The organism is Pantoea stewartii subsp. stewartii, from assembly GCF_008801695.1.
Lineage (GTDB): Bacteria > Pseudomonadota > Gammaproteobacteria > Enterobacterales > Enterobacteriaceae > Pantoea > Pantoea stewartii.
On record NZ_VZPF01000012.1, the window covers coordinates 1 to 26777 of the forward strand.

Here is a 26777-nt window from a genome sequence, read left to right on the forward strand (position 1 = left end):
ACCAATCGATGAGCGGGCACAGCAGAGTGTTCTGGCAACATGACTGACGGTGTCACCACGATGCAGCATCAGCATGGCGGTGAGCCGCCGGGCGTGGTTTTTGTCCTTTGTTTTATGGATAGTTTTCTGCATCAGGCGTCGTTCGGTTCTGGGTATTGGTGCTATGATCGACATTGCTCAGTCCGGCTGGTGATTTGGGATATTCAGCGATTGATCAGATCGCATAAACCGGACTGAGTTCCCTCTAAGTGATCTACTATTCCGAGCAGTTATTTAGCTCAAAAACGATATTGATCGTAAAGAGCATGTAATACAAGAGCCAGCGTTTTACCTATATTTACGCTAAACGCACCCAAAAACGCCTGAAAAAGATTGCTTCCGCTTCGTGACTAAAATCACAGTATTGATGAAATCAATGACAACAGTTTTCACTCTTAGTTTATTAAGATCACGGTTCCGTTTACAATTTCTGCCGCTTCAGCGCTCCCGCTTCCCAACAGGTTCAGAACATGACAAATCGTAATCGTATCGGCCTTACCTGGATTAGCTTTCTTTCCTATGCGCTCACCGGTGCCCTAGTGATTGTCACCGGTATGGTAATGGGTGATATCGCGAAAGATTTCCAGATTCCCATCGACAGTATGGGTAACACCTTCACTTTCCTGAACAGTGGCATCCTGGCTGCCGTTTTCCTTAATGCCTGGTTGATGGTCATTGTGCCGCTCAAACGCCAGTTGATTTTTGGCTTTGTGCTGATGGTATTAGCCGTTATCGGACTGATGACCAGCCGGGATCTGTCGGTATTTTCGCTGTGCATGTTCGTACTGGGCGTCGTCAGTGGTATCACCATGTCGATTGGGACGTTCCTGATTACCCACATGTACGAAGGCCGCCAACGGGGTTCACGCCTGCTGTTCACGGATTCCTTCTTTAGTATGGCTGGCACCATTTTCCCGATTCTGGCCGGCATTTTACTGGCACGTCATCTGCCGTGGTACTGGGTTTACGTCTGCATTGGCGTCATTTACGTCGGTATTTTTATCATGACGTTATTCGTGGAGTTTCCGGTTCTGCGTAAGCCAGAGAACAGCCCAACGGTTGAAAAAGAAAAATGGGGACTGGGCGTACTGTTACTGGCGATTGCCGCCTTATGCTACATTCTTGGCCAGCTCGGCTTTATTTCCTGGGTGCCTGAATATGCCACCAAAGTGATGGGCATGAATATTGATGATGCCGGTCAACTGGTAGGAAGCTTCTGGACCGCTTATATGGTCGGCATGTGGGTATTCAGCTTCCTGCTGCGCTTCTTCGATCTGCAACGTATTCTGATGGTACTGGCAGGACTGGCCACGGTGCTGATGTACTGGTTCGTAAGCAGCCAGGATGCAAGCATGTTGCGGTGGATTATTCTGACGCTGGGCTTCAGCTCAAGCGCGATCTATACCACCATCATTACGCTCGGCTCTCTACAAACCAAAGTCGCGTCTCCCAAGCTGGTTAACTTTATTCTGACCTGTGGCACCGTGGGTACCATGCTGACCTTCGTCGTTACGTCACCCATTGTGAAAAACAGCGGCGTGCACAGCGCGCTGCTAACGGCAAATGGTCTGTACGCCGTGGTGTTTATCATGTGTGCGTTGCTGGGCCTGGTGACCAAACACCGCTCGCACGGTCATATCACGCATTAATCCTCTCAGGGCGGCGGCAACGCGCCGCCCTTTGCTTCAACGCCTGAAGGTCACCGCTTCCCAAGTGTCCAGACAGATTTTGCTCTCTGCGGGCTGCGTCGCCGCGATGACCTTTCCACGCCGAAGCGAATAACGCACCGGCACCTGCCGCCTGACCGCATCAAAACCGTTCTCTGCGGGCAGAATGATAAAACTGGCTTCATGACCGCGCTGAATACCGTACTCTGCTAAATTCAGCGTGTTGGCACTGTTGCGTGTAATCAGATCGAGCCCGGCATTAATTTGCTCGTACCCCATCAGCTGACACACATGTAATCCCATATGCAGCACCTGAAGCATATTGCCCGTACCCAGCGGATACCAGGGATCGAATACGTCGTCATGGCCAAAACAGACGTTAATCTCCGCCTCCAGCAGCTCTTTCACCCGGGTAATGCCGCGGCGTTTGGGATAGCTGTCAAAGCGACCCTGTAGGTGAATATTCACCAAGGGATTGGCAACAAAGTTGATGCCGGAGAGCTTCAGTAAGCGAAACAGACGAGAAGTATAAGCCCCGTTATACGAGTGCATCGCTGTGGTATGGCTTGCCGTGACGCGCGCACCCATCCCGTCACGGTGTGCCAGCGCGGCAACGGTTTCGACGAAGCGTGACTGCTCATCGTCAATTTCGTCACAGTGCACGTCCACCAGCCTGTCGTAACGGTTGGCCAGCGCGAACGCTTTATGCAGGGATTCCACGCCGTACTCCCGCGTGAACTCAAAATGGGGAATCGCGCCGACGACATCCGCGCCGAGTCGCAGCGCTTCTTCAAGTAGCGCTTCGCCATTAGGGTAAGACAGAATGCCTTCCTGCGGGAACGCCACGATTTGAATCGTGATCCAGGGCGCCATCTCCGCTTTCAGTTCCAGCATAGCCTTGAGGGCGGTTAACGTCGGATCGGACACATCCACATGCGTGCGCACAAACTGTATGCCATTCGCGATCTGCCATTTCAGCGTTTGCATCGCGCGCCGTTTTACATCCTCATGACTCAATAAGGCTTTCCGCTCTGCCCAGCGCTCAATACCTTCAAACAGCGTGCCGGACTGATTCCAGGCCGGTTCACCCGCCGTTTGGGTGGTATCCAGGTGAATATGAGGCTCAATAAAAGGCGCGTACGCCAGGCCGCCTTCCGCATCCAGTGCTGCGCCCTCGGCTGACAGCTGCTGAGGCTGCGCCGTGATGCGGGCGATTTTTCCTTCCACGATCTCTATCTGCCACAGCCCTTCCCGGGTGGGCAAACGCAGATTGTTTATCCAGCGAAGTGATGCTGTTGTCATTCCGGGCTCCTCATGCGTTAAGCGCTGCGAAGTAAAGCTAACACGATCTCTCTGCCGTGCTCCAGATGACTTTATTCGTTATTTAAATCACTTAGCGCGTACGAGGCTGAACCGGTGCCCTGCCTCTGCGGACAGGTCAGGCGCGACAGCAAAAGGTCGGGGACGAATAAGATGACATGATTACCGAAAGCGAAACGCAAGAAGGGTTGGCACACGTTCCGCTCCGTTTGCGCGTGGTACCTAGCCGTCATTTTCCTTTGTCGGCAGCGTGGTCAGCCTGCGCCGCCCATTACGCCGGGGGGAAAATCAAAACGGCGAGCCTTCGCTCGCCGTTTGACTTACAACGTTACCGATCAGGGTTGAGAAACAAACCCGACCGCTTCATAGACTTTTTTCAGGGTTTCCTGCGCCTGGGCACGGGCTTTCTGTGCACCGTCACGCATCACCTTTTCCAGTAACGCCTCGTCGTTGCGGAAGCGATGATAACGTTCCTGCAGGTCTGTCAGCATGCCCGATACGGCTTCTGCGACCGCGCCTTTCAGGTGCCCGTACATTTTGCCTTCGAACGCCTGCTCCAGCGTGGTCACCGGCGTACCGGTTACGCCTGACAGGATGTCCAGCAGATTCGAGACGCCCGCTTTCTCTTTAATGTCATAGCGGATAACCGGCGGCTCTTCAGAGTCGGTCATCGCACGCTTAATCTTTTTAACCACCGATTTGGGATCTTCAAGCAGGCCGATCACATTGTTGCGGTTATCATCCGACTTAGACATCTTTTTCGTCGGTTCCAGCAGCGACATCACGCGTGCGCCTGATTTTGGAATGAATGGCTCCGGCACCTTGAAGATATCGCCATACAACGCATTAAACCGGCTCGCAATATCACGGCTCAGCTCAAGATGCTGTTTCTGATCTTCACCCACCGGTACCTGCGCGGTCTGGTAAAGCAGAATGTCGGCAGCCATCAGCACCGGATAACTGAACAAACCCGCGTTGATGTTTTCTTCATAGCGTGAGGATTTGTCTTTGAACTGGGTCATGCGGCTCAGCTCACCGAAATAGGTGTAGCAGTTCAGAATCCAGCTGAGTTGCGTGTGCTCCGGCACATGCGACTGAACAAAGATGGTGCTCTTCTCGGGATCGATGCCGCAGGCCAGATAGAGCGCCAGCGTATCTAAGGTGGCTTTACGCAGTGCAACCGGATCCTGGCGCACGGTGATGGCGTGCAGATCGACGATACAGTAAATGCAGTGGAAATCGTCCTGCATCTGCACCCACTGACGCAGCGCCCCCATATAGTTGCCAATGGTCAGTTCGCCGGACGGCTGTGCGCCGCTGAAAACGATGGGTTTGCTCATGCTTATGTCCTGATAAATTACAGCCCGATAGCGGGCAAAAGTTCGTCAAAAGAGTCAAGGGTCAGATCGGGCTGGCTGCTGGCAATAGGTTCACCATAGTTATAGCCAAACGTCATGCCGACATTGGGTACGCCGGCAGACTGCGCGGCCAGAATATCATTGCGTGAATCCCCGACAAACAGCAGTTGTGAGGGCAGCAGCCCCCATTTACCCAACACCAGAAAAATCGCGGCAGGATGCGGTTTTTTAACCACCACATCATCGCCACCAATGATCAACGAAAACGCCTGGTCGATTCCCAGCGATTGCAGCAGCGGCGCGACAAACGGCGTCGGCTTATTGGTCACAATCGCCATCGGCATGCCTGTGGCCTGTAACCGTGTCAGCGTCTCTTTGACCTGAGGAAACAGGGTACTGCCCGCCTCCACCGTGCTGGCATAATGTTTGTCAAACAGCACACGCGCATCACGCTGCTCGTCCGGGTGTGGCTCGCGTCCGAGCGCCCAGGTCAGCGCACGGCACATCATAACGTCGGCACCATTCCCAATCCACGTTGACACGCGCGCCACGCCAGCAGCAGGCAACGCCAGGTCTGCCAGCGTCAAATCGATCGCATCCGCCAGCCCCGGCGCGCTGTCAACCAGCGTACCATCTAGGTCAAAGGCCAGCCCACGAATATCAGTGAAATGAGCCATTCGCTTTCTCCAGCTCGTTCCGCATGTCGTCGATCACTTTCTTGTAATCCGGATGGCCAAAGATGGCCGAACCGGCAACGAACATATCTGCACCCGCTGCCGCGATTTGCGCAATGTTATCAATCTTCACACCACCGTCGACTTCAAGGCGAATGCTGTAGCCGCTCTGATCAATCCGCTTACGCGCTTCACGAAGCTTGTCGAGCGTGCCGGGGATAAATGACTGACCACCAAAGCCGGGGTTCACCGACATCAGCAAAATGATGTCCAGTTTATCCATCACATAGTCGAGGTAGCTGAGCGGAGTGGCAGGATTAAAGACCAGGCCTGCTTTGCAACCGTGCTCTTTGATTAACTGCAGCGTGCGGTCAACGTGCTCGCTCGCTTCGGGGTGGAACGTGATGTAGGTCGCGCCAGCCTTGGCAAACTCGGGGATTAACGCGTCCACTGGCTTCACCATGAGATGCACATCGATCGGGGCTGTGATGCCATAGTCACGCAGCGCTTTCAACACCATCGGTCCCATTGTCAGATTCGGCACGTAGTGGTTGTCCATTACGTCGAAGTGAACCACGTCGCCTCCGGCCGCCAGTGCCTTCGCGGTGTCTTCACCCAGGCGAGCAAAGTCTGCCGAAAGGATGGAAGGGGCCAGCAAATATTGTTTCATCCGATTCTCCACTGTTGTACGCCAGCATGATGGCTGGCGTAGTACCCTGGTCGCGGACGAAACAGACTAGCTATAGAGTGCCAGCAGTTCGTCGACCTTGGTGCGACCGGTTATGCTTCGGCTAATAGAACGCCGGACTTTGACCACATGTAACACGGCATCCTGATACCAGCAACGCGTCAGTTCCGTATCATGGTTAGAAATCAGGACCGGAATTTGACTCTCAGACGCCAGCTTTGCGGCCAGTTGCGCCAGATGCTGCTGCTCATGCAGGCTAAAACTGTTGGTGTGGTAAGCCGTGAAGTTAGCCGTTGCGGACAGCGGCGCGTACGGCGGATCACAATATACCACAGAGCCTTTTTGGGCATTGTTCAGGGTAACATCGTAGGATTCACAGACAAACGTCGCCTTTTGCGCCCGTTCGGCAAACCAGAGCAGCTCGGCTTCCGGGAAGTAAGGTTTACGATAGCGCCCAAACGGCACATTGAACTCACCACGCAGATTGTAGCGGCACAGGCCGTTGTAGCAGTGGCGATTCAGATAGAGGAACAGCAGCGCACGCTGATAAGCGTCATGACTGAGGTTAAACTCCGTGCGCAGTTGGTAATAACGGATTTCGCTGTTTGTTTCGCTGGTAAACAGTAAACGCGCATCGCGAATAAAATCCGCCGTGCGCGTTTTGACAATATTGTAGAGATTGATGAGATCGTTGTTGATGTCGGCCAGATGATAGCGATCAAAATCGGTGTTAAGAAACACGGAGCCCGCGCCAACGAAGGGTTCGATCAGGCAATCACCTTGCGGCAAATGACGGTGGATCTCTTCGACTAAGGGAAATTTTCCCCCCGCCCATTTCAAAAAAGCGCGATTTTTTTTCATGCTGTCGTGGTAATTACATCTTATTGTGAGGCTGTGGTTGAACCGACAGCAGATCTGCGCTTAAAACAGGGCCCGCATGGGCAGGCCCCACATCACTTATTGACTGGCTTCTTTCCTGACCTGACTGACCGGTTTCACCCAGGGATTCTGTGCACGTACCTCTGCAGGCAATGTCGCAACGGCACGCTTTGCGTCGGCCGGCGTGGCGTAAGAACCACTGACCAGCACATACCAGGGTTGACCATTGCGCGTGGTTTTATACACATGGTACGCACTCAGGTTTTGCTTCTTCGCCCAGGCATTCAGGCTTTCCGCTTTAGATGCGCCGCTCAACTGCAACGTGTAGTTGCCGCCCGGTACTGATTTGCTGGCCGTAGCGCTACTGCCCGCCGCTTTTGCCGGCGCGTTATTCACGGATGAGTGCGCTGGCGTTGTGTGGGTTTTATGCTCGCTGGCTGCGGGTTTAGACGCCGTTCTGGCAGGCTCACGCGTATGACGCGGCGTGACGGGTGCCTGCGCGGCGTTTTGACGACCTGTAGCGGGAAGACTCGCCGCTGCACCTGCTTTCCCACTCACCGTAGCGGGTGCGGTCGGCAGAGAACTGTTGCCTTCTGCACCCTGTGCGGCGCCATCCACCTGCTGTTGCTGGTTGGTCAATGCGCTGTTCAGGTCGCCGGGTAATGTAATGCGTTGCTGATTAGCCGGGGTTTCAACCGGGGCTGCCTGCGTGGGTGTGGATGCAACCGGTGGCATGGAAATATCACGTGGCGCATTTGTCGCCCCCGCTGCCGGTTCCGCTCCTGCTGCATTCGGAGTGCCGGTGGAAGGCTGTGCTGTTCCCGTGGCGTTCTGACCGCCGCTCATGGCGGTGGAGCCGCTGAGATCAATATTTTTTCCGTTGCCCGATCCTGCGGCCCCGCTGGTGGCGGTGCCTTTGTCAGTAGAGGACGACGCGGATTTGCTGTCGTCAGCGCCGTTGAGCGCTAAGCCAATGCCCAGCACGAGCAGCAGCAACACAAGGATACCGACGCCCATCATGACGTGCTGGCGCGAGACCGGAGCTTTCGTCGCAGAGGACGATTTACGTGGGCGCGAGGGACGACGGTCACTGGCGTCAGGTTTTAACTCATCATCCGGTTTGAACTCATCCATTTTGCCTCCTCCGTAAAGCGGCCGTTCGCACTGCGCACCCGCGCGTCGCGTCACCACTTACCTGCTGAATATCAAGATTTCTGGCAGTCATTAATTGCCGCCATCACCATATCATGAGCCACGCCACCACGCACTTCAGCGCGGCCTATCGCCAAAGGCAGTATCAGACGTAATTCGCCCGCCAGCACTTTTTTATCGCGCATCATATGGGGCAAATAGTCTTCGGCCTGCATCTCAACCGGTCCGTGTACCGGCAAACCGGCGCGCTGCAGTAACGCGATAACGCGTTCGCAATCCTGCTCGCTGAACTGACCAAGACGTTGCGCGGTTCGCGCCGCCATCACCATACCAGCGGCAATCGCTTCACCATGCAACCAGTTGCCATAGCCCATATGCGCTTCAATAGCATGGCCAAAAGTATGACCCAGATTCAGTAATGCGCGCTGACCGTTTTCACGCTCATCCGCGGCGACAACCTCGGCTTTCAGCTCACAGCAACGACGGATGCACCAGGCCAGCGCGGCTTCATCCAGCGCCAGAAGGCGGTCAAGATTTTGCTCAAGCCAGTGAAAGAATTCACCGTCCAGAATGATGCCGTATTTAATCACTTCAGCCAGACCGGACGCCAGCTCACGCGGAGGCAGTGACCGGAGACATTCCGTATCAATCACGACCGAAGCGGGCTGGTAAAATGCACCTATCATGTTTTTGCCAAGAGGATGGTTAACCGCCGTTTTTCCGCCAACCGACGAGTCAACCTGAGACAGCAGCGTGGTCGGCACCTGAATGAACCGCACACCACGTTGATAGCTTGCCGCAGCAAAACCGGTAAGATCGCCAATCACGCCCCCACCCAGCGCCACCAGCGTGGTATCGCGCCCGTGGGGCTTTTGCAGGAGGGTGGTAAAAACCTGATCCATCACCGCCAGCGTTTTGTGCTGCTCACCGTCGGGCAAAATCACCTGATCCGTCTTCACTCCCGCCGCCTTTAGCCGCGCCGTGACCTTATCCAGGTAAAGCGGTGCCAGCGTCTCGTTCGTGACCAGCATGGCATTATCACCCGCTTTTAACGGCCAAAAAGAAGCCGGATCATTAAACAGTCCGGCGGCGATAGTGATGGGGTAACTGCGTTCCCCCAATGAAACGGTGATCTTCTCCATGATGCTCGATACCTGTCAAAGAGCTTTCAAACGTTGGATCAACTTTTTTCCAACATTTGGATAATCTGATTCGCCACCACTTTTGCACTTTGATCGTCAGTGCGGATGGTAACATCGGCGATCTCTTCATACAGCGGGTTGCGTTCAGCGGCCAGCGCTTCAAGTACTTCACGCGGTGGCGACTCGACCTGCAGTAAGGGGCGTTTTTTGTCACGCTGCGTACGTGCCAGTTGTTTCTCAATAGTGGTTTCAAGATAAACCACGACGCCGCGGGCGGAGAGACGATTACGTGTTTCCCGGGATTTTACGGAGCCACCGCCGGTCGCCAGGACGATGCCCTGCTTCTCGGTCAGTTCATTGATGATTTTTTCTTCACGATCGCGGAAGCCAGCTTCGCCTTCAACGTCAAAAACCCAGCCCACATCCGCTCCGGTGCGTCGCTCAATTTCCTGATCGGAATCGAAGAACTCCATATTGAGTTGCTGAGCCAACTGACGGCCAATAGTGCTTTTGCCGGCACCCATCGGCCCAACCAGAAAGATATTGCGTTTCTCTGCCATTTTGTCGGTATTACTAAGAATTCGTTAATGATACCCCGCTTTCAGCATTTTACTGGCGGGACAGGAACTGAGACTTCATGAGCGTTAGCAAGAGTCAGACGAAAAATTATCTCAACACTCAAGGCTGTTTGGCAACCGATTATATTGCTTACAGCACATCCATTTCTGAATTGGCCTGTTGTTCGCGAAACTGTAAGGCGTCAGTAAAGCGTTGTGACATGACTGCGTACAGAGGAATTCGCTCATCTGCTTGCCGGGTTCTTCCAACTCAGACGCTTACAACGTGTTAAAAATCGCTAAACCTTGTAAGCTAATTCCTGTCCTGCGTCAACGCAGTTAAACTTTAAGGGCACATTTTCCGTTTTATCGTGCCGTAAGCGCTGCTTCCCTGACCAATCGCGGCGTCATGAAGATCACCAGCTCGCGTTTTTTATGTTCTTCAGCCTGCTGGCGGAATAATCCCCCCACGACAGGCAGACGGCCAAGTAACGGCACCTGCGTTTGTCCCTGAGTGCGCTGCTGATGGAAAATACCGCCCAGGGCCAGTGTTTGCCCGTCGTTAACCGTCACCTGCGTTTCCATTTCCTGCTTATCAATCGACAGCACCTGCGAGGCGCTGGTCTGAACCACGCGCCCCGGCACGTTCTGGCTGATACGTATTTTCAACTGAATGCGGCCATTGCCTAAAACGGTGGGCGTGACTTCCATGCCCAGCACCGCTTCTTTGAATTCGATACTGGTTGCGCCGCTGTTACCGGCTGAGACTTCATAAGGGATTTCGGTGCCCTGTTTAATCGACGCGGTTTGCTGATGCGACGTAAAAAGCCGTGGGCTGGCGATGATTTCAACCTGGTTTTCCTGCTCCAGCGCACTGAGCTCCAGATCCAGCACTCTGCCGCCTGTCCGCGACAACGTGACGCCCAGCGAAACAGCGGGCGAGCTCAACCCCAGGGGAATAGCCAGAAGCGGGTGATGTAAAGCCCGGCTGAGGCTTTCACTATCCTCAGACAGTCGCCAGTTGACGCCCAGCTCATGCAGATTCTCTTCACTAATCGTCACGATATGGGCCGCCAGCTCAACCTGCTCCAGCGGCACATCCAGCGCCTGAATCCAGCGCTCCGTGTCTTGCAGCGCCGGTTCAGTGTCGCGCAGCAACAGGCTGTTGGTGCGCGTGTCCACAGAGGCGCTCCCGCGCGATGTCATAAGCGACTGGCGTTCCCCTTGCAGGCTGCGATGCACCTCACTGGCACTGGCATAGAGCAGGTTGATCCTGCGCTGCAGGCTTTGTTGAATAAATGGATTTTATGCTGTGGTACTATGAAAACGGTTGTTTCAGATAACATAAAATCAATGCATTACATGCTTGCGTATGACGGTGTTCTGTCTGGCATCAGCGTTTTCTACCAAAACAGTGCAGACAAAACAGAATGATTACCTATTATTCAACAAAGCCTGCGCTGCATTAAAGGACGCTGCTGACGCGCTTCCGCCTGTTGTACCTTTTCTGCTTCGCGCCGCTGCTGCTGCCAGCGCTCGGGATAAACCAGCAGAACGTTATCTTCTTCCAGCACAGTCAGTTGCGCCATCCGCGCGACCAGCGACAGCGCCTGTTGCCAGGAGACGTTGTCCAGCCGCAGTGACAGCGTTCCGTTAACCTCAGGGGAGATCATCAGGTTGATCTGCTGGTAATCAGCCAGCGCCTGTAAAATGCGCTCAATCGGCGCATCATCAAACGCGAGGCTCAGGCCCTCATCAGGGCTGGCGTGAGCGGGGATCTGGCAAAACAGCAGGAGGGTCAGAATCGCTATCCTTATCATGCAGGCGTCCTTTGAGATGAAACGTGAAACGTTGGGCCGGGCAACTGCCCAGAATAAATAGCTGAAGCGAACGGGAAGTAAACCGGAGGGTTTGCCAGGGGAACAACGGAAAAGGCTGGTCGCTCAGGACGTGAACAGATTTGCCCTGTGGCGTCAGTAGCCAGCCCTGAAACCGGGGAGCACGACCAATGATGCCCTGCAAACGCCATTCGCTGAGAGGTTCAACCTCCGCCAGGCAGGCCGCGCCAGGAAGGGGACGAAACGGATCGCGTGCCTGCGCAACGCCAGCGCCACAGCTGAGTAACAGCAGAACAACACTAATGGGTTTCATCAGCGTCCAGCCAGAGTTGCGCCACCAGATAGTCAGAATGAGCGGTTAACTGAAAGCGATCAGGAAACGCCGTTGCAGACGTTGAAAGCGCAGAAAACAACGGCGGAAACTGGGCCCATTGCAGATGGAAAGTGAGGGCTCGAGGCTGTTCATCGGGCAGCCACTGCTCAAGCGCTGCACCCCGCTCTGCGATGATCGCCTCCAGCGTCGATGACGCGGCTGACTTTTCCATCTGAATCTGCTGAAGTTGTGCCTGTAAAACAGCAAGGGCGGGATAGTGAGCCAACTGTCGCTGCAGCTGTTGCAGGCGCACCTGCTGCTGCACGCATTGATGCCTGGCATCAGCCAGCACCCGTTTTTGCGGCTGTAGCACGGTCCACTAGGCCACACACAGCAGGCAGACCGCGCCCGCCAACAGGCAGCCATAACGCAGCGGTGGAGCTAACCGCATCCAGTGCCCGGTAAGGCTACTCACTAGTCGCCTCCTTAAGGCGAATATGCAAGACGAAGCGATACTCCCCATCAGGCTGGCGTTGCACATTGCCTTGTTTGATTTGTGAAAACAGCGCCACATCGCTTAAGCGCTGACGAAAGGCGCGAATCTCCTGCATATGCTGCGCTTTGCCCTCCAGTTGTAACGACGTTTCCCGTTTATCCAGTCGCGTTAACCACAGCCCGTCGGGCAGCAAAGCAGGCAACGCAAGCCAGAGTTGCTGCCAGACGTGAAACTGCCTGCTCTGCTGGTGCAGCCAGTGGCGGCGCTGCTGCGCCTCATCCAGTTGTTTCAGCAGTCGCTGTTGCTGCACCACCTGCTGTTCAGCGGCCTTAAGGGCATGACTGAGGCCGACATGCTGACGCTGAACCCGTCTGAGCGCCTTATGGTTCCGCCAGCACTGTCCTGCCACCAGCAGCACGACCAGTCCTGACGTGACAGCCAGCATACGTAAGCTCTGACGCCGTTGACGCTGCCAGCGCCAGTGCCGCCAGGGAAGAAGGTTCACAGCGACCATCAGCAATCCTCTTTCCGCAACGCCAGCCCGGCGGCCAGGACGAAGGCCCCCGGATGCGCGGGCAAAGGTGGCTGCTGATAGCGAAATGTTTGCAGGGGAGAGAACGGCAACGTGCCAGCCGGCGGCAATGCGTTATCGGCATCACAATAATAAAGCGACGTCGCGTGGGGAAAAGCCTGCTCACGTAGCGCGTCAAAACCGCCCTCTCCGGCAAAAAGTGCGGCGTTGACGCCATCGCTCCACAGGTAACGTGCATCCTGGCGTAAAACCACTACACTTCCCGCAGCCAGTTGTGCCTGTTCTATGACGATGTTGAGTGCGTTCATCGCCAGTTCAAACACAGAGCATTTAAGGCCGGCCTGCTCCAGCGGTGTCCGCCACTGCGTAACGACATCCCGCCGTGCAGCCGTGACGCTTAGCCGTTCCAGGGTGGGATCGACACGGTAATCCAGGGCCAGTTCACTGGCGTCCACCGGGAAAAGGCGCTGAGCGGATGCCCGGACAAAGCGGCCCAGTGCGGGTTCTTTTAAGGGCGGATCAGGCAGAGAAAGCGGTTGCTGTAGTGCCAGGTGCGCGGGAAGACAGACCCGTAACGTATAGCGCCGTGGTAACAACTTACGCCACTGGCTTAATACAGACAGCAATGCAGGGGAAGATTGCAGCACACCGTTTCTTAACGTATCTTGCGGCAGCCGTTGCTGCCACCAGTGGCATAATTGCCAACCCCGGCGACGACGCAGGATGGCAAGGGCACAGCACTGCCGGTTCTGAATATCCAGTCCAATTTGCCAGGTGTGAAAAGCCATGCGCGCGATCTCCTTATCGTCCGGAAAAATGGACATATCAAAGCGTCTGGCTTGCCTTTATACTACTGCGCGGTTGCTTATAAACTGCCCAAACGACAACAGATGGGAAATCTCAGGTGAAGTTCGTAAAGTATTTATTAATCCTTGCAGTGTGTTGCATCTTGCTGGGAGCTGGCTCGATTTATGGTTTGTACAAATATATAGAGCCCCAGTTACCCGACGTTAACACACTGAAAGATGTGCGTTTTCAAACCCCTATGCAGGTTTACAGCGCCGACGGCGATCTTATCGCCCAGTATGGTGAAATGCGCCGTATTCCGCTCAGCCTGCAGCAGGTTCCACCTGACATGGTCCATGCGTTTATTGCGACGGAAGACAGCCGCTTCTATGAGCATCACGGTGTGGATCCCATCGGGATTTTCCGTGCCGCCAGCGTTGCCCTGGTTTCAGGCCATGCGTCCCAGGGGGCCAGTACCATCACACAGCAACTGGCGCGTAACTTTTTCCTCAGTCCGGAACGCTCCCTGATGCGTAAGGTAAAGGAAGCCTTTCTGGCGATTCGCATTGAGCAGCTGCTGAATAAAGACGAAATTCTTGAGCTTTACCTGAATAAAATCTATCTCGGCTACCGGGCTTATGGCGTTGGCGCAGCCTCGCAGGTGTATTTTGGCAAACCCGTTGGCGAGCTGTCGTTGAGTGAAATGGCGACCATCGCCGGGCTGCCGAAAGCCCCGTCAACCTTTAACCCGCTGTATTCCCACAGTCGTGCTGTCGCCCGGCGCAATGTGGTGCTGGCTCGTATGCTGGACCAGAAATACATCACCCAGCAGCAATATAATGAAGCACGTAATGCGCCGCTGGTCGCCAGCTATCATGGCCCGAAAATCGTCTTCTCCGCGCCCTATCTGACCGAGATGGTGCGCCAGGAAATGGTGAAACGCTATGGCGATAATGCGTATACCGATGGTTACAAGGTTTACACCACCGTGACGCGCCGTCTGCAGGAATCCGCGCAGGAAGCCGTGCAGAACAACGTCATCGCCTACGATATGCGTCACGGCTATCGTGGCCCTACCAGCGTGCTGTGGAAAGTCGGCGAGCCAGCCTGGGGGCAAACGCAGATTGTTAAAGCATTAAAAAATCTGCCTCTGTACGGGCCGCTTCATCCGGCCGTCGTAACGCATGTCCAGAGTGACGAAGCCACCGTCATGATGAAGGATGGCAGCAATGTGTCACTGACGATGGCGGGCGTGCGCTGGGCGCGTGCCTTTAAATCGGACACAGTACAGGGACCGACACCAAAAAGCATTGCACAGGTGCTTCAGCCGGGCCAGCAGATCTGGGTACGCCAGGTCGGCGATACATGGTGGCTGGGCCAGGTACCGGATGTGAACTCGGCCCTGGTTTCACTGGACCCTAACAACGGCGCGGTTCGCGCACTGGTCGGGGGCTTTGACTTTAACCAGAGCATGTTTAACCGCGCGACTCAGGCGCTGCGCCAGGTGGGTTCAAACATCAAGCCGTTCCTGTATACCGCGGCGATGGATCGCGGGTTAACGCTGGCCTCCATTCTGAACGACGTACCGATTTCTCGCTGGGATGCCGGTGCCGGTGCGGACTGGCGTCCAAAGAACTCTCCGCCCACTTACGATGGTCCGATTCGTCTGCGTCAGGGGCTGGGGCAGTCTAAAAACGTTGTCATGGTTCGTGCCATGCGTGCAATGGGCGTGGATTACGCCGCAGAGTATCTCCAGCGTTTTGGCTTCCCGGCACAGAATATTGTGCATACCGAATCGCTGGCCCTGGGTGCCGCGTCGTTCACACCGCTGCAGGTCGTGCGGGGCTATTCGGTCATGGCTAACGGCGGCTTCCTGATCGATCCTTATTTCATCAGTAAGATCGAAAATGAACAGGGACAGACCGTTTTCGAAGAGAAACCCAGAATTGCCTGTCCGCAGTGCAACTTACCGGTGATCTACGGTGAAACCAAAAAAGCGCTGGCGCTGAATGCGGAAAGCGTTGAGAACGTTGCCCCGTCCGCCCCACAGCAAAATCAAGCCGTGCCGCAGCCTGAGCTGGAGCAAGTGCCCGCCCAGCCTCAGCAGGGTGGCGATCAGCAGTATGCGCCGCACGTGATTAACACACCGCTGTCCTTCCTGATCAAAAGCGCACTGAACAGTAATATTTTTGGTGAGCCAGGCTGGATGGGCACCGGCTGGCGTGCCGGACGCGACCTGAAACGTAATGATATCGGCGGGAAAACAGGGACGACTAACAGCTCCAAAGATTCCTGGTTCTCGGGTTACGGCCCGGGCGTGGTGACCTCGGTGTGGATCGGCTTCGATGATGCGCGTCGCGATCTGGGTCGCAGTACGCTTTCTGGTGCCATTCCCGATCAGATTTCGGGCTATGAAGGCGGGGCGAAGAGTGCACAGCCTGCATGGGATGACTTTATGAAAGTGGCCCTTGAAGGTGTACCTGTTCAGCCGTTAACGCCGCCTGAGGGCATTGTTACCGTGACCATTGACCGCAGTACGGGCAAGCTGGCCAATGGCGGAGGAAACACACGTCAGGAGTACTTTATCAACGGAACACAGCCAACTGAATATTCGGTTCATGATGCAGGTACGACCATTATGGACAATGGCGAAAGTCACGAACTGTTCTGATAAACGTGAGAGGCGGCCTGGCCGCCTCTCCGCTTTATACCGCCCGGAAATCTGGTGCTCAATCAGTAATGCAGACGGCCCTGCTTCACCAGCCACTCACGCACCATAAACAACGCACTGACGTTGCGCGCTTCGCGGAAATCAGGCTCCTGCAGTAACGCCAGCATGTTGCTTAACGGCCAACGGTGGACCACCAGCGGCTCAGGCTCATCCCCTTCCAGCTTCTCCTGGTAAAGCCCTTCTGCAACCACGATGTTCATCTTGCTGGAAAAATAGGACGGTGCCATCGTCAGTTTACCCAGCAAAGTTAACTGGCCAGCCCCGAATCCCGCTTCCTCTTTCAGTTCACGGTCGGCCGCCTGATTAACCGTTTCACCCGGATCGATTAAGCCTTTTGGAAAGCCCAGTTCATAGCTTTCCAGGCCCACGGCATACTCTTCGATCAGAATCAGATGATCATCAATGATGGGCACAATCATGACTGCCTCGCGTTCCGACGGTTTCATGCGTTCATAAATGCGCCGGGCGCCATTGCTGAAGGCCAGGTCGACCGCTTCGACAGTAAACAACCGTGAACGTGCTACGGTTTCTACATTGAGGATGTCAGGTTTTTTTAACGACTTTTTCATATCAGCCTCAAACTTGCTGCGCCAGCACTCCGTAGCGAATTAGCATACCTAACCGTGGAGCATTGTGCGACTCAATGACGTCATCCGGTTACGCAGCCCACGTTTTCTCTATGCAATAACGGCTCTATTTCGGGCGCAAAAAATTTGCGTTAGTCAATATCTGCCTTCAAAATTCAGACAATGCCGATACAATACTATGTGCATGATAGTTACTATTCTGGCACTGTGTGCTGTAATAACGCCTAATCAAATGATTTACAGTACAATTTTGTTTGTTGTTAAACTTGTCAGAGTTGTTTAACCTCCCATCAATCGCCTGAAATCAGGGGCGCGTCTGGGGACGTAAGTCTAAAGTGAAGGCAGTATTTTGGCTGAATTGAGCAAAGCATGAGCACAATAATTATTATATTGGCCTTAGTGCTAACCTGTTCAATTCTGGCAGGTATTGGATTTTGGTACGCTATGCGGCGCAGGCCGCCGTTGGCGAAACCGTTGCCATTCATCAGCCCGCCCTGCCGTAAACTGACTGAAAGAGAGCGCAGAGCCGTAGAGCAGTATCTTGCCGCCCTGGAAAAACAACCCCGTATTCTCAGCCCTGGTGAATCCCGTCGTCGGCACGAAAAGCTGGTGCTGACCGCCCAGAGCAACAATGTTTATCCGGTTACCCGCGCGATTACCCGCTATGGGCTTTCCACCGACGATCCGCATAAGTGGCGCTACTATCTGGATGAAGTTGAAGTCCATTTGCCGCCGCTGTGGGAACAGTACATCACCGATGAAAATTACGTTGAGTTGATCCGTACGCAATCGATCCCACTCATCATTTCGTTAAACGGCCACTCGCTGGTGGATTACGCGATTGATCAGCAGTCACTGCCTAATCTGATACGTCCGGCATCCACAAATGCCTCTATCCGTAAGGCCGAAAGCGAAAACGTTGAGTTAGTTCGGGTGCGCAAAGAAACCCTGGAAGAGTATCGACTGTCCCGCCCGGATGGCACGCGCGAGGCCGTTATCATCTCGTTTGCGTTGATGATGTTTTTTATTGGTTTGTTATTACCCACAAGTCTGATGATCTGGCTGGTGGTGATTGCCAGCGCGATGGTCGTCGCAAGTCTGTGGTTAATGTACCGGATTCCCGGTGAAAATGATCTGCGTGAGATCCACTGCCTGCGCGGCGCGCCAAAACGCTGGGGCTTGTTTGGCGAGTCCAATCAAGAGCAGAGCAACATCACGCTGGGAATTATCGACCTGATTTATCCTGCGCACTGGCAGCCTTACGTCGCACACGACCTGGGGCAGGTTACAGACGTCGAAATTTATCTTAACCGTCAGGTGGTGCGTCAGGGCCGTTTTCTTTCTTTGCAGGACGAGGTAAAAAACTTTCCGCTTCAGCGCTGGCGGAAAAATGTCGTTCTGGCCTGCGGTGCCTTTATTGTTCTGGCCTTCTTACTCACCTGGATACCGCTCAGTATGCCCATCAAGCTCAGCCTTGCATGGGTAAAAGGTACTGACAGCCTTGATGTCAGTAGCGTCAATCAACTGAGTCGTGAAGATTTGAAAGTGGGTGACAGCCTGAAGGTTACCGGGACCGGCATGTGTGCCGTGCCGGGCAATTATCAAAGCAATCGCACTTATATCTACATGCCGTTCGACTGCTCGCAGATCTACTGGAATAACGCTACGCCTCTGCCACTGCCTCACTCAGATATTATTGAGAAAGCCTCCGCGCTTCTGGAAACCACCACAAAACAGCTGCATCCCGAAACCAATACGGACCCCAAACTGAATCCGCAGTTAGCGTCTGCGATTCAGAAATCAGGCATGATTTTGCTGGATGACTTTTCCGATCTGGTGTTGAAAACGCAGGCGCTGTGCAGCCAGGCACAGGACTGTGTTCGGCTTAAAAACGCGTTGGTGAATTTGGGCAATGCCAAAGACTGGGACACATTAGTCAGCCGCGCCGATTCCGGTCAACTTAACGGGATGAATGTCCTGCTGCGCCCTGTCAGCGCGGAAGCGCTGGAAAATCTGGTGCACACCGCGACGTCGACCTTCTTTTATCGTGAAACGCGTCGTGCCACAGAAAATCTCAACAGCCCACCGCCGGGCGGGTTTGTGATTGTCAGCGACGAAGGGCATCAGTTAGTCAACCAGCCTCAGCCCGCGGTTCCCTTGTTTGATCTGGATGCGGCCTCACAATGGCAGGAGCTGCAACGTCTGTCCTCACTGCTGTTGCACACGCCGTTCAGCGCGACGGGCATCATCACGAACATCTACACAGATGCCAACGGCACGCGCCATATCGCCCTGCATAATGAACCTGATGCGATGGCAAAATGGCGCTATCTCGGTGCCGCCTTGCTGTTAATCGTGCTTCTGGCCTGTGGCCTGACTAACGGCCTGCTGGCGCTGCGTCGTATGCATCTGAATCGTCAGCGTATGCTCGCGATTCAGCAATACTACGACACGTGCTTTAACCCTTCCCTCAGCACTATACAGGGCGTGCGCTCCGTATTCTGACCGGCCTGCAACTGTGCTACCCTGTTGCGCGAAAAGGCAATGGGTAAATCCGCCATGATGTGTAACGGTTCTGATATTGATACCGTGCTGTTGGATATGGACGGCACGTTACTGGATCTGGCGTTTGACCGCGTCTTTTGGCGGGAACAGGTGCCGGATGCGCTGAGCGCGCATCGGGGCATCCCTGTCAAACACGCGCGGCAGTTGATGGAAGAAAAATATCAGGCCGTGTCCCATACGCTAAACTAGTATTGTCTGGACTACTGGTCAGAGGCCCTGCAACTGGATATCCACGCGATGCTCTGGGCACACCGTCATCGCGTCCGCTTACGGCCCGATACGCTGCCTTTTCTGCAGATGCTGCGGCGCGCAGGTAAGCGCACTATTCTGCTGACCAATGCGCATCCCTGGAATCTGGACGTTAAACGACGACAAACAGGTTTAGCACCACACCTTGATTTATTACTTTCCACCCATACCTTTGGCTATCCGAAAGAAGATCAACGTTTGTGGCAGGCGGTCGCGCAACACACGGGCTTTGATGCATCACGAACATTGTTCATTGATGACAACGAAATCCTTCTTGATGTCGCTAAATCCTGGGGAATCGGCTGGTGTTTAGGCATCCGTAATCCTGATTCCGGTCGTCCCGAACAACCCTTTCAGCGTCACTATGCGATAAGCCATTACCGCACAGTGATCCAGGCCTGGGAGCAGCTATGAAAGAAAAATCTGAAGACGGTGTTCGTCTTGATAAATGGCTTTGGGCGGCGCGGTTCTATAAAACCCGTTCCATTGCGCGCGAGATGATTGAAGGCGGTAAGGTTCATTACAATGGTCAGCGCAGCAAACCAAGTAAGCTGGTTGAACGTGATGCGGAGCTAACACTGCGCCAGGGCAATGATGAACGTACCGTCGTAATTACCGGGATCAGCGAACAACGGCGTCCGGCCAGTGAAGCGCAGCAGCTTTATCGTGAAACGGACGCCAGCATTGAGAAGCGCGAAAAAATGGCGCTGGCGCGCAAAATGAATGCGCTGACTATGCCCCATCCCGATCGCCGGCCTGACAAAAAAGAGCGCCGCGATTTGATGAAATTTAAGTTATCGGGTGATGAGTAAGACAGGCCTTGATGCCCTCACCGCCCGCCCAAAGAGAGAAAAATTATGTCTGTAAACGATCAACTGCGCCGTTATCTGTTTGAAAATGCTGCTGTTCGCGGCGAACTGGTCAACGTTTCAAACACCTGGCGTGAAACCATTAAAAACCACGATTATCCACCCGCTGTGCAAACCCTGCTGGGTGAGTTACTGGTGGCAACCAGCCTGCTTACCGCGACGCTGAAATTTGATGGTGAGATCACCGTGCAGTTGCAGGGCGATGGTCCGCTGACGCTGGCCGTGATCAATGGGAATAATCAGCAGGAATTACGCGGTGTCGCGCGAATGAAAGGCGAGATCCCTGACGACAGCACGCTTAAGAGCATGGTGGGCAACGGCTATCTGGTGATTACGATTACGCCAGAAAAAGGTGAGCGCTATCAGGGCGTGGTCGGTCTGGAAGGTGACACGCTGAGCGAATGCCTGGAAGATTACTTCATGCGTTCAGAACAGCTGCCAACCCGACTGTTTATCCGCACCAGCGATGCAGGCGCCGCCGGGATTCTGTTACAGGTTCTGCCCGCGCAGGACACGGACAAAGAGGATTTCGACCATCTCGCTACGTTGACAGAGACGATTAAAACAGAAGAATTGATCGACCTGCCGGCAACTGATGTGCTCTGGCGACTGTACCATCAGGAAGAAGTGACCGTTTACGATCCCCAGCCGGTGATCTACAAATGTACCTGCTCGCGCGAACGTTGCGGCGAGGTCCTGAAAACGCTGCCGCAGGAAGAAGTCGATGAGATTATTGCCGAAGACGGCAAAATCGATATGCATTGCGACTATTGTGGATCGCATTATGTTTTCGATGCTGTCGATATTGCCGGTATCCGCAGCAACTCCGTGGAAAACAGCAACCGTCTTCACTGATCCGACCAAGGCGGTTCTGCCGCCCTCACATCTACTCTGCTATGCCATTAATTTACTTGATAAATTATCTTTTTTTACTTTCTTAACATCTTAAAAACGTTCGAAACACGACCTTAACGCGCCCTGAGTCGCATTTTTAAAAGAACATACCTTCCCCTTCAGACTCAGTAGAGTACACTGCGCGCGATCTGTCTCCTCGCCTGACCGGGCGGCCTTTGACCGACACGATCCCAAACTCTTTTTGCCCGTACAGAACAGACACCGATTTAAGGAGCAGTAAAATGCGCGTTAACGGCCTGACCTCGAAAGCCCTTGCCGATCTGGGCATCACCGATACCACTGAGGTGGTTCACAACCCTGATTACGACACGTTATTTCAGGAAGAGATGCGCCCGGAGCTCGAAGGTTTTGAGCGTGGCACCCTGACGCAAAGCGGCGCAATCGCAGTCGATACCGGGGTGTTTACCGGGCGCTCGCCTAAGGATAAGTACATCGTCCGCGATGACACCACGCGCGATACGCTGTGGTGGAACGATCAAGGCACCGGAAAAAACGATAACCAGCCTCTGTCGCAGGAAACCTGGCAAGCGCTGAAAAAATGCGTGACGCAGCAGCTTTCAGGTAAGCGTCTGTTTATTGTGGACGCCTTCTGCGGTGCCAATCCTGACTCACGCCTGAGCGTACGCTTTATTACCGAAGTGGCCTGGCAGGCACACTTTGTGAAAAACATGTTTATCCAGCCCAGCGCTGCCGAACTGGATAACTTCACGCCGGATTTTGTGGTCATGAACGGCGCAAAATGCACCAATCCGGACTGGCAGGCGCAGGGACTGCATTCTGAGAACTTCGTGGCCTTTAACCTGACGGAAAGGATGCAGCTGATTGGCGGCACCTGGTATGGCGGGGAGATGAAAAAAGGGTTGTTCGCAATCATGAACTACCTGCTCCCACTGAAAGGCATTGCGTCAATGCACTGCTCGGCCAACGTGGGTAAAGCCGGTGACGTGGCGGTGTTCTTTGGTCTGTCCGGCACGGGTAAAACCACATTGTCTACCGATCCGGATCGCCAGCTTATTGGCGATGATGAACATGGCTGGGACGATGACGGCGTGTTTAACTTTGAAGGCGGCTGCTACGCTAAAACGATTAATCTTTCTGAACAGGCCGAACCCGAAATCTACCGCGCCATTCGCCGCAATGCGCTGCTGGAAAACGTGGTGGTGCGTGAAGACGGCAGTATCGATTTTGCGGATGACAGCAAAACCGAAAACACCCGCGTCTCCTATCCGATTCATCACATCGATAATATCGTGCAGCCGGTTTCCAAAGCAGGTCATGCGAAGAAGGTGATTTTCCTGACCGCCGATGCCTTTGGCGTACTGCCTCCGGTCTCCCGTTTAACGCCAGAGCAGACGCAGTACCATTTCCTGTCGGGATTCACCGCCAAGCTTGCCGGCACGGAACGCGGTGTGACCGCCCCCACGCCGACATTCTCAGCCTGCTTTGGTGCCGCCTTCCTGACACTGCACCCCACGCAGTATGCAGAAGTGTTGGTGAAGCGCATGGAAGCGGCCGGTGCGCAGGCTTATCTGGTTAACACCGGCTGGAACGGCAGTGGAAAACGCATTTCGCTGAAGAACACCCGCGCCATTATCAACGCGATTCTGGCCGGTGAGCTGGATGATGCGCCAACGGAAACGCTGCCGGTATTCAACCTTCAGGTCCCTAAAACCCTGGGCGATCTGGATGAAGACACCCTGGATCCACGTCGTAGCTGGGAAAGTGAAGCGAAGTGGCACGCTGCGGCGGATGATTTGGCCCAGCGTTTTATCACTAACTTTGAGAAGTATACCGATAATGCGGCAGGTGCCGCGTTGGTTAAAGCCAGTCCACAGCGCTAACCGCCACGGCGCGGCCTGAACCGCCGCGCCGTTTTTTTAGCTCAGCGAAAGATTGCCGCTGTTTTGAACCGCTTCCGGGGTTTCTGCTAACGGCAGCCAGGCACGGATGCGTAATCCTCCCCGCTCACTGTCGCCAATTTCCAGCGAACCCTGATGTGCATCGATAATACGCTGCACGATAGCCAGTCCCAGACCGGTACCACTGGTGCTACGCGCACTGTCACCGCGCACAAAGGGCTGGAACAAATGGGCCAGTTGATCGGGTTTAATACCCGGGCCATCGTCTTCAACCTGAAACCAGGCGCGATGCAGTTCCCGACCGCTGCTGACCTTGATCCAGCCATTTCCATAACGTGCTGCGTTCACCACCAGGTTAGCCAGCGCACGTTTAATGGAAAGGGGATTAATCTCCAGCATCAACTCTTCCGCCATCACCGCATTTTCGATTTCACGCTCGTAACCGCTTTCTGCGGCCACCACTTCACCCAAAACGCTGTTCAGGTCGGCCAGTTCGGTCTGCATTTCCTGACCGGTGCGCAGGTAGTCAATGAACTGCTCAATGATGGCATTGCACTCTTCGATGTCTTTATTGATCGATTCGGCCAGATAGCCATCCTGCTCGTTCATCATCTCTGTGGCGAGGCGAATACGGGTTAACGGCGTACGTAAATCGTGGCTGACGCCCGCCATGAGCAACGTTCTGTCGTCAGCGAGCTGTTTAACGCCTGCCGCCATCTGGTTGAACGCGCGCGTGACCGAGCGCACTTCTGACGCGCCATACTCACGCAGTGGCGGCGGGATAATGCCTTTACCGACCTGCAGTGCGGCGTGTTCCAGGTCCACCAGCGGGCGGTTTTGTATACGGATAAATAGCCAGGCTCCGCCGATCGCCAGCAACATTATCGCCAGGGTATAGCGGAACAGCGGCGAGAAATCACCCTGGTGAATTTCAGTCAGCGGCACGCGCACCCAGATATCGGGCGACAGCCAGGTCTTTAACCAGACAACCGGGGAGTTTTTATTAACCTCGACGCGCACATCGGTCGGACCACCAAGCTGCTGCCCCATCTGATCGCTGAGGAACTTATAGTGCTGTGCCCAGCGCAGTCCGCTCTCCTCTGCCGCCGCATTGGTATAGAGCGAAATACCCAGTTCACGATAGATTTCGCGGCGAAACGCGGGTGGCACTTCCAGCTGTGTGCCATCTTCCAGTTGTAGACGGTCCGTCATCAGCATACGAACTTCATACGCCAGAACCTTATTGAACTGTTGCAGGCTGGGAAGAATGGCGAAGTTCAGCACCACCAGATAGGTCGTTACCAGGCTGACAAACAGCAAGGTAACGATCAACAGCAGGGTGCGGGCAAACGAACTTCGTGGCGAGAAGCGCAACCGCCTCATGCTTTACTGCCGTCCGGCACAAAGACGTAACCCAGGCCCCAAACGGTCTGGATGTAGCGTGGATGAGCCGGATCTTCTTCCACCATGCGGCGCAGGCGAGAGATCTGAACGTCAATGGAACGCTCCATGGCGCTGTACTCACGACCACGGGCCAAGTTCATCAGTTTATCGCGCGACAGCGGCTCACGTGGATGACTCACCAGCGCCTTAAGCACGGCGAATTCGCCGCTGGTTAACGGCATAGGTTCATCTTCACGGAACATTTCCCGCGTGCCCAGGTTGAGCTTGAACTTACCAAACGCGATGACCGCTTCTTCCTGCGAAGGCGCACCGGGCAGCTCATTGGCCTGACGACGCAGCACGGCACGAATGCGCGCCAGCAGTTCACGCGGGTTGAATGGCTTAGGAATATAGTCGTCCGCACCGATTTCCAGCCCCACGATACGGTCCACTTCTTCACCCTTAGCCGTGACCATGATGATAGGCATGGGGTTGCTCTGGCTACGCAGACGGCGGCAAATCGACAGCCCATCTTCGCCAGGCAGCATCAGATCCAGCACCATCAAATGGAAGGATTCGCGGGTTAACAGACGATCCATCTGCTCGGCGTTGGCGACACTGCGCACCTGAAAGCCTTGTTCGGTAAGGTAGCGTTCAAGCAGAGCGCGTAAACGCATATCGTCATCAACGACCAGGATCTTGTAGTTTTCTTGCATTTTTAACTCCCAAAGGCGCGATTGCCTGAGCCAATATTGTTAAAAAAACATGTGGCACAGCGACAGTGTTTAATGGTTTATATTCTAGTCAAAATTGTTACAAAGCATATTAAACAGCAGCTTATATTTAAATTCACGTTCTGCTGACGGAGAAGCCGTTCCGTTTCGTCCTCCGTGGGACAGAATACGGCAAATCTGAAATATTGGCTAAAATTCCGCTATTTACTGGTTTTAACACCGTACCAGTGATAATCGCGCTAAAAAAAACAACGGGTTGCCAGAAAATTTGACTTAAATCGAATCTGTTATTGCCCGCTTCTCCGGCAAGCTGCGGTTTATGACTCTGATAACAGCATATTCTTCCGCAAAAAAACAGGATAATACGCGACCGTTCTCGGATTAGTATGAGATCCGCTTTTAATGAGTCCACTTGCAGCTAAAGTCCAATAAATCAATCAGTAAAGCTCACTTTGCGTACTGCCTGATATCACCCAGACTAAAGCAACGCCAATCTGTCGCTTTACGGGGAAAACATGAAAAAAACGATCTTACTGCTGAGCGTACTGGCCTTGTCCAGCATCAGCCAAAGTTATGCCGCCCCTGCAGCCGGTGAAGCCGCCGGTGCACAGGCCACCACAACCGCTCAGGGCAACTCCAATGCCATCGGTATTGGTGCCATTGGCGCGCTGTTGGGCGTAGCGCTGGCGACCGCAGGCGGTGGCGGCGGTGATGGTAACAGCAGCAGCACCTCAACCACGACGTCGACCAAAGCGGGTAAATAAGTCAGCCTCCTCGCCTCATTGTGCTTCCCTGAGCGTGAAGCGCAGTAAAAGGGTTTTTAGCCTGTTAAAAACCCTTTTCTCGCCCCCTTTTTCGCCACACCGGATTTGCTTTACACTGAAGCTCTTTTGATTTGACCGGCTGCAGTACATGAGAACGCGACTGATTACCCGTGAAGGTTTTAACACCTTAAAAGCTGAACTTGATTATCTGTGGCGGGAAGAGCGACCCGAGGTCACCAAAAAAGTGACCTGGGCTGCCAGCCTGGGCGATCGGAGTGAAAATGCCGATTACCAGTACAATAAGAAGCGTTTGCGCGAGATTGACCGCCGCGTCCGCTATCTCAGCAAAAGTCTTGAGCAACTGCGTATTGTGGATTATTCGCCCCAACAAGACGGCAAAGTATTTTTTGGTGTTTGGGTGGAAGTCGAGAATGACGACGGTGAAGTGAAACGCTTTCGTATCGTGGGCTACGATGAAATTTTTGGCCGTAAGGATTACATCTCGATTGACTCGCCGATGGCCCGTGCGCTGTTAAAAAAAGCGGTCGGTGATATGGCCATTGTTGAGACGCCAGCCGGGCCGGCCGCCTGGTATGTTAATGAAATTAGCTATATTGAAGCCTGATTCAGAATATCGCTGAAAGCAGGCCCATTCTCTGGCATTTTCGCCCATCAATCCG

General features: G+C 54.2%; 24 protein-coding genes and 3 pseudogenes. 9 read left to right on the forward strand and 18 right to left on the reverse strand.

Translation table 11 applies throughout. The features are described from left to right. Window positions 1-174, reverse strand: a pseudogene (locus F7Q90_RS04855) (IS630 family transposase); the annotation flags it as partial. A 335-nt stretch (window positions 175-509) separates the two neighbouring features. On the opposite strand from F7Q90_RS04855, the gene tsgA reads away from it, so the two are divergent. Next, window positions 510-1688, forward strand: a complete 1179-nt coding sequence (gene tsgA / locus F7Q90_RS04860; RefSeq protein ID WP_006120993.1) for an MFS transporter TsgA — start codon at window positions 510-512, stop codon at window positions 1686-1688. 36 nt (window positions 1689-1724) lie between these two features. Here the strand turns inward: tsgA and F7Q90_RS04865 are convergent, their stop codons facing one another. The 14 genes and pseudogenes from F7Q90_RS04865 to pilM all read right to left on the reverse strand — a co-directional run bounded on the left by F7Q90_RS04865 (window position 1725) and on the right by pilM (window position 13443). Next, window positions 1725-3008 carry a cytosine deaminase gene (locus F7Q90_RS04865; protein ID WP_006120994.1) on the reverse strand — a complete coding sequence of 428 codons (1284 nt, stop codon included), beginning with the start codon at window positions 3006-3008 and terminating at the stop codon, window positions 1725-1727. Between the two features lie 353 nt (window positions 3009-3361). Then, window positions 3362-4366 carry a tryptophan--tRNA ligase gene (gene trpS / locus F7Q90_RS04870; protein WP_006120995.1) on the reverse strand — a complete coding sequence of 335 codons (1005 nt, stop codon included), beginning with the start codon at window positions 4364-4366 and terminating at the stop codon, window positions 3362-3364. Window positions 4367-4383: 17 nt separating this feature from the next. After that, window positions 4384-5061 carry a phosphoglycolate phosphatase gene (locus tag F7Q90_RS04875; RefSeq protein ID WP_006120996.1) on the reverse strand — a complete coding sequence of 226 codons (678 nt, stop codon included), beginning with the start codon at window positions 5059-5061 and terminating at the stop codon, window positions 4384-4386. Further along, complete coding sequence (gene rpe, locus F7Q90_RS04880) at window positions 5045-5728, reverse strand: ribulose-phosphate 3-epimerase (RefSeq protein WP_006120997.1); 684 nt, start codon at window positions 5726-5728, stop codon at window positions 5045-5047. Before rpe ends, F7Q90_RS04875 begins: the two co-directional genes overlap by 17 nt. Before the next feature lie 66 nt (window positions 5729-5794). Further along, window positions 5795-6607 carry an adenine-specific DNA-methyltransferase gene (dam, locus tag F7Q90_RS04885; protein ID WP_006120998.1) on the reverse strand — a complete coding sequence of 271 codons (813 nt, stop codon included), beginning with the start codon at window positions 6605-6607 and terminating at the stop codon, window positions 5795-5797. 96 nt (window positions 6608-6703) lie between these two features. Beyond that, on the reverse strand, window positions 6704-7759 hold the full coding sequence (locus F7Q90_RS04890; RefSeq protein WP_006120999.1) for an SPOR domain-containing protein: 1056 nt from the start codon (window positions 7757-7759) through the stop codon (window positions 6704-6706). A gap of 71 nt (window positions 7760-7830) precedes the next feature. Next, the gene (gene aroB / locus F7Q90_RS04895; protein WP_006121000.1) at window positions 7831-8919 is read right to left on the reverse strand and encodes a 3-dehydroquinate synthase; all 1089 of its coding nucleotides are present in this window, start codon (window positions 8917-8919) and stop codon (window positions 7831-7833) included. A 38-nt stretch (window positions 8920-8957) separates the two neighbouring features. Then, window positions 8958-9479, reverse strand: a complete 522-nt coding sequence (gene aroK / locus F7Q90_RS04900) for a shikimate kinase AroK (RefSeq protein ID WP_006121001.1) — start codon at window positions 9477-9479, stop codon at window positions 8958-8960. Between the two features lie 363 nt (window positions 9480-9842). Continuing rightward, window positions 9843-10742 (reverse strand): annotated as a pseudogene (gene pilQ, locus F7Q90_RS04905) (type IV pilus secretin PilQ); the annotation flags it as partial. A 179-nt stretch (window positions 10743-10921) separates the two neighbouring features. Then, window positions 10922-11296: a hypothetical protein gene (locus F7Q90_RS04915; RefSeq protein ID WP_044242684.1), complete on the reverse strand. Its 375-nt coding sequence runs from the start codon at window positions 11294-11296 to the stop codon at window positions 10922-10924. Beyond that, entirely contained in the window at window positions 11232-11627 is a 396-nt protein-coding gene (locus tag F7Q90_RS04920) for a HofP DNA utilization family protein (RefSeq protein WP_006121002.1), read from the reverse strand. The genes F7Q90_RS04915 and F7Q90_RS04920 overlap by 65 nt, the downstream gene beginning before the upstream one ends. Then, window positions 11614-12000, reverse strand: a complete 387-nt coding sequence (locus tag F7Q90_RS04925) for a HofO family protein (RefSeq protein ID WP_237166092.1) — start codon at window positions 11998-12000, stop codon at window positions 11614-11616. Before F7Q90_RS04925 ends, F7Q90_RS04920 begins: the two co-directional genes overlap by 14 nt. A gap of 94 nt (window positions 12001-12094) precedes the next feature. Continuing rightward, window positions 12095-12637 carry a PilN domain-containing protein gene (locus tag F7Q90_RS04930; RefSeq protein WP_006121003.1) on the reverse strand — a complete coding sequence of 181 codons (543 nt, stop codon included), beginning with the start codon at window positions 12635-12637 and terminating at the stop codon, window positions 12095-12097. Beyond that, the gene (pilM, locus tag F7Q90_RS04935; protein ID WP_006121004.1) at window positions 12637-13443 is read right to left on the reverse strand and encodes a pilus assembly protein PilM; all 807 of its coding nucleotides are present in this window, start codon (window positions 13441-13443) and stop codon (window positions 12637-12639) included. The genes F7Q90_RS04930 and pilM overlap by 1 nt, the downstream gene beginning before the upstream one ends. Window positions 13444-13559: 116 nt before the next feature. Between pilM and mrcA the strand changes: the two genes are divergently transcribed. Continuing rightward, window positions 13560-16112 (forward strand): peptidoglycan glycosyltransferase/peptidoglycan DD-transpeptidase MrcA, encoded by a 2553-nt coding sequence (gene mrcA / locus F7Q90_RS04940; RefSeq protein ID WP_006121005.1) that lies wholly within the window; start codon window positions 13560-13562, stop codon window positions 16110-16112. 62 nt (window positions 16113-16174) lie between these two features. Here the strand turns inward: mrcA and nudE are convergent, their stop codons facing one another. Next, window positions 16175-16741, reverse strand: coding sequence for an ADP compounds hydrolase NudE (nudE, locus tag F7Q90_RS04945; RefSeq protein WP_006121006.1), 567 nt, complete (start codon window positions 16739-16741; stop codon window positions 16175-16177). 387 nt (window positions 16742-17128) lie between these two features. Here nudE and F7Q90_RS04950 point away from each other — a divergent pair, with 387 nt between their 5' ends. The 5 genes and pseudogenes from F7Q90_RS04950 (at window position 17129) to pckA (ending at window position 23198) form a co-directional block, all read left to right on the forward strand. After that, window positions 17129-19264: an intracellular growth attenuator family protein gene (locus F7Q90_RS04950; protein WP_006121007.1), complete on the forward strand. Its 2136-nt coding sequence runs from the start codon at window positions 17129-17131 to the stop codon at window positions 19262-19264. A gap of 54 nt (window positions 19265-19318) precedes the next feature. Further along, window positions 19319-19987: pseudogene (gene yrfG / locus F7Q90_RS04955) on the forward strand (GMP/IMP nucleotidase). Further along, a complete protein-coding gene (gene hslR / locus F7Q90_RS04960) occupies window positions 19984-20385 on the forward strand; it encodes a ribosome-associated heat shock protein Hsp15 (RefSeq protein ID WP_006121008.1) in 402 nt (133 codons plus the stop codon). Before yrfG ends, hslR begins: the two are co-directional and overlap by 4 nt. 45 nt (window positions 20386-20430) lie before the next feature. Continuing rightward, window positions 20431-21297 carry an Hsp33 family molecular chaperone HslO gene (gene hslO / locus F7Q90_RS04965; RefSeq protein ID WP_006121009.1) on the forward strand — a complete coding sequence of 289 codons (867 nt, stop codon included), beginning with the start codon at window positions 20431-20433 and terminating at the stop codon, window positions 21295-21297. A gap of 281 nt (window positions 21298-21578) precedes the next feature. Further along, on the forward strand, window positions 21579-23198 hold the full coding sequence (gene pckA, locus F7Q90_RS04970) for a phosphoenolpyruvate carboxykinase (ATP) (protein WP_006121010.1): 1620 nt from the start codon (window positions 21579-21581) through the stop codon (window positions 23196-23198). 36 nt (window positions 23199-23234) lie between these two features. On the opposite strand, the gene envZ is transcribed toward pckA, so the two are convergent. Both envZ and ompR read right to left on the reverse strand, forming a co-directional pair. Continuing rightward, window positions 23235-24599: a two-component system sensor histidine kinase EnvZ gene (gene envZ, locus F7Q90_RS04975; protein ID WP_006121011.1), complete on the reverse strand. Its 1365-nt coding sequence runs from the start codon at window positions 24597-24599 to the stop codon at window positions 23235-23237. Then, complete coding sequence (ompR, locus tag F7Q90_RS04980; protein WP_001157751.1) at window positions 24596-25315, reverse strand: osmolarity response regulator transcription factor OmpR; 720 nt, start codon at window positions 25313-25315, stop codon at window positions 24596-24598. The genes envZ and ompR overlap by 4 nt, the downstream gene beginning before the upstream one ends. 533 nt (window positions 25316-25848) lie before the next feature. On the opposite strand from ompR, the gene yjbE reads away from it, so the two are divergent. Together yjbE and greB are read left to right on the forward strand one after the other, a co-directional pair. Next, window positions 25849-26097 carry an exopolysaccharide production protein YjbE gene (yjbE, locus tag F7Q90_RS04985; RefSeq protein ID WP_006121012.1) on the forward strand — a complete coding sequence of 83 codons (249 nt, stop codon included), beginning with the start codon at window positions 25849-25851 and terminating at the stop codon, window positions 26095-26097. Between the two features lie 148 nt (window positions 26098-26245). Next, a complete protein-coding gene (gene greB, locus F7Q90_RS04990; protein WP_006121013.1) occupies window positions 26246-26722 on the forward strand; it encodes a transcription elongation factor GreB in 477 nt (158 codons plus the stop codon). Window positions 26723-26777: the final 55 nt, after the last annotated feature.

Excerpts from the sequence above, each read along its gene's own strand:
- tsgA (WP_006120993.1), top strand. The coding sequence starts at position 510 with ATGACAAATCGTAATCGTATCGGCCTTACCTGGATTAGCTTTCTTTCC.
- F7Q90_RS04865 (WP_006120994.1), bottom strand. The coding sequence starts at position 3,008 with ATGACAACAGCATCACTTCGCTGGATAAACAATCTGCGTTTGCCCACC.
- trpS (WP_006120995.1), bottom strand. The coding sequence starts at position 4,366 with ATGAGCAAACCCATCGTTTTCAGCGGCGCACAGCCGTCCGGCGAACTG.
- F7Q90_RS04875 (WP_006120996.1), bottom strand. The coding sequence starts at position 5,061 with ATGGCTCATTTCACTGATATTCGTGGGCTGGCCTTTGACCTAGATGGT.
- rpe (WP_006120997.1), bottom strand. The coding sequence starts at position 5,728 with ATGAAACAATATTTGCTGGCCCCTTCCATCCTTTCGGCAGACTTTGCT.
- dam (WP_006120998.1), bottom strand. The coding sequence starts at position 6,607 with ATGAAAAAAAATCGCGCTTTTTTGAAATGGGCGGGGGGAAAATTTCCC.
- F7Q90_RS04890 (WP_006120999.1), bottom strand. The coding sequence starts at position 7,759 with ATGGATGAGTTCAAACCGGATGATGAGTTAAAACCTGACGCCAGTGAC.
- aroB (WP_006121000.1), bottom strand. The coding sequence starts at position 8,919 with ATGGAGAAGATCACCGTTTCATTGGGGGAACGCAGTTACCCCATCACT.
- aroK (WP_006121001.1), bottom strand. The coding sequence starts at position 9,479 with ATGGCAGAGAAACGCAATATCTTTCTGGTTGGGCCGATGGGTGCCGGC.
- F7Q90_RS04915 (WP_044242684.1), bottom strand. The coding sequence starts at position 11,296 with ATGATAAGGATAGCGATTCTGACCCTCCTGCTGTTTTGCCAGATCCCC.
- F7Q90_RS04920 (WP_006121002.1), bottom strand. The coding sequence starts at position 11,627 with ATGAAACCCATTAGTGTTGTTCTGCTGTTACTCAGCTGTGGCGCTGGC.
- F7Q90_RS04930 (WP_006121003.1), bottom strand. The coding sequence starts at position 12,637 with ATGGTCGCTGTGAACCTTCTTCCCTGGCGGCACTGGCGCTGGCAGCGT.
- pilM (WP_006121004.1), bottom strand. The coding sequence starts at position 13,443 with ATGGCTTTTCACACCTGGCAAATTGGACTGGATATTCAGAACCGGCAG.
- nudE (WP_006121006.1), bottom strand. The coding sequence starts at position 16,741 with ATGAAAAAGTCGTTAAAAAAACCTGACATCCTCAATGTAGAAACCGTA.
- F7Q90_RS04950 (WP_006121007.1), top strand. The coding sequence starts at position 17,129 with ATGAGCACAATAATTATTATATTGGCCTTAGTGCTAACCTGTTCAATT.
- hslR (WP_006121008.1), top strand. The coding sequence starts at position 19,984 with ATGAAAGAAAAATCTGAAGACGGTGTTCGTCTTGATAAATGGCTTTGG.
- hslO (WP_006121009.1), top strand. The coding sequence starts at position 20,431 with ATGTCTGTAAACGATCAACTGCGCCGTTATCTGTTTGAAAATGCTGCT.
- pckA (WP_006121010.1), top strand. The coding sequence starts at position 21,579 with ATGCGCGTTAACGGCCTGACCTCGAAAGCCCTTGCCGATCTGGGCATC.
- envZ (WP_006121011.1), bottom strand. The coding sequence starts at position 24,599 with ATGAGGCGGTTGCGCTTCTCGCCACGAAGTTCGTTTGCCCGCACCCTG.
- ompR (WP_001157751.1), bottom strand. The coding sequence starts at position 25,315 with ATGCAAGAAAACTACAAGATCCTGGTCGTTGATGACGATATGCGTTTA.
- yjbE (WP_006121012.1), top strand. The coding sequence starts at position 25,849 with ATGAAAAAAACGATCTTACTGCTGAGCGTACTGGCCTTGTCCAGCATC.
- greB (WP_006121013.1), top strand. The coding sequence starts at position 26,246 with ATGAGAACGCGACTGATTACCCGTGAAGGTTTTAACACCTTAAAAGCT.